Raw genomic sequence first — 1403 nt, forward strand, 5'->3', positions numbered from 1 at the left:
TGAATTATTGTAAACCTTTATCTTGGTTCTTTTGTTGCTCTTGATTATTTTTTTGTTTTTGTTCAAACTCTTTACGAGTCATAACATCTTCAACACGCATGTTTACTTCAACTACTTGAAGACCAGTCATATATTTTACTTGTTCTTTAATTAAGTCTGTCACTTTATTGAAGATTTTTGGTGCTGATTCACCATATTCTAAAACTACTTTTAAGTCTACTGCAGTTTGTTTTTCTCCTACTTCTACTGAAACACCTTGTGTCACATTTTCAGTATTAGAGAATTGATTACTGATACTATCAACAAAGTTGCCTTTTAATGATAAGATACCGTTAACTTCACGTGCAGCAATACCTGAGATTTTTTCAATCACTTCATCTGCAAATGTTAATTTATTTTGGAATCTCGGTTGTTGGTTTTGTTGGTTTTCTTGTTGTTGCTGTTCCACTTTATTCACTCCAGTTTCTTGATCATATGCTTGTTTTGCTTTTGTATTATCTACTGCCATAGTACATTCTCCTTTTCAAACATATTATATTTCGTCTATACCCTTAAACTAATTTTCAAATTATAAATTAACTCCATCGATTTAAAAAGTTGAGAAATTGTTGCTTACGGTCTTTAATATACCCAATTCCTATTCCAATCAAACACAACACGATAATCAGGATGGTTTTCCAAAAGCCGAGTGTTAGGAATAAGATTGCGATAACTAAAAACACTAAAAATCCGACAATTCTACCAATATAACTTTTAATAAAATTCACCACGTGTTGTGTTGAATCATTTGGTTGTTGATTATTTTCGTTTGGCATCTGGGTCTCCCTCCTTTATAGTACTCTTGGACTTGATGGACTTTTCTGTTCTTTCACATTAACCTCTAATTTTCTTACAGGAATTTCTGTGAAATATTCTACGTTTTTCTTAATATCTGTTCTGACATTTTCTGTTAAAGTTCGTGCATGAGTATCATCTGGTAAAAAGAAGTCCGCTTTTACATCTATGTACGACTTTTTCTTTTTACTGTAGCACTTCGTAACAACATTCGGTTGCATCAACTGCTCGTAATTAGCCATTGTGTCATACACAACTTTCTCGATTGATTTTCTTGAAATATATATATGACCATCTTTATAAAATTTATAAAGACCCGGCTTGCGATGTGTCGGCGCAAATAAGCTGAACACCAAAATAATACCTAACACAATTAACAGTCCAGCCAACGTAAAGAGTACTGGTAAGAACCATGCAAATGTCAGTAATTGTTGTTGGTAAGTTTCAACTTGTGGAATCTGCGGTACTTTAGCGAGCATAAACACTAACATTCCGACAACCACCACAATGATTAATCCTAAGATAAAATTCTTCAATCTTCTCACGGTGCTGCACCTCCTCATATCAAT

3 protein-coding genes are annotated in these 1403 nt (G+C 33.3%); all 3 read right to left on the reverse strand.

The annotated features are described in order from the left end of the window. Nucleotides 1–4: 4 nt before the first annotated feature. The 3 genes from HMPREF3270_RS08765 to amaP all read right to left on the reverse strand — a co-directional run bounded on the left by HMPREF3270_RS08765 (nt 5) and on the right by amaP (nt 1379). On the reverse strand, nt 5–508 hold the full coding sequence (locus tag HMPREF3270_RS08765; RefSeq protein ID WP_070848567.1) for an Asp23/Gls24 family envelope stress response protein: 504 nt from the start codon (nt 506–508) through the stop codon (nt 5–7). 67 nt (nt 509–575) lie between these two features. Next, on the reverse strand, nt 576–815 hold the full coding sequence (locus tag HMPREF3270_RS08770) for a DUF2273 domain-containing protein (protein WP_002479520.1): 240 nt from the start codon (nt 813–815) through the stop codon (nt 576–578). A gap of 15 nt (nt 816–830) precedes the next feature. Beyond that, entirely contained in the window at nt 831–1379 is a 549-nt protein-coding gene (amaP, locus tag HMPREF3270_RS08775; RefSeq protein WP_070867241.1) for an alkaline shock response membrane anchor protein AmaP, read from the reverse strand. Nucleotides 1380–1403 lie beyond the last annotated feature (24 nt).

It is taken from the genome of Staphylococcus sp. HMSC65H10 (assembly GCF_001839185.1).
GTDB classification, from domain to species: domain Bacteria; phylum Bacillota; class Bacilli; order Staphylococcales; family Staphylococcaceae; genus Staphylococcus; species Staphylococcus simulans.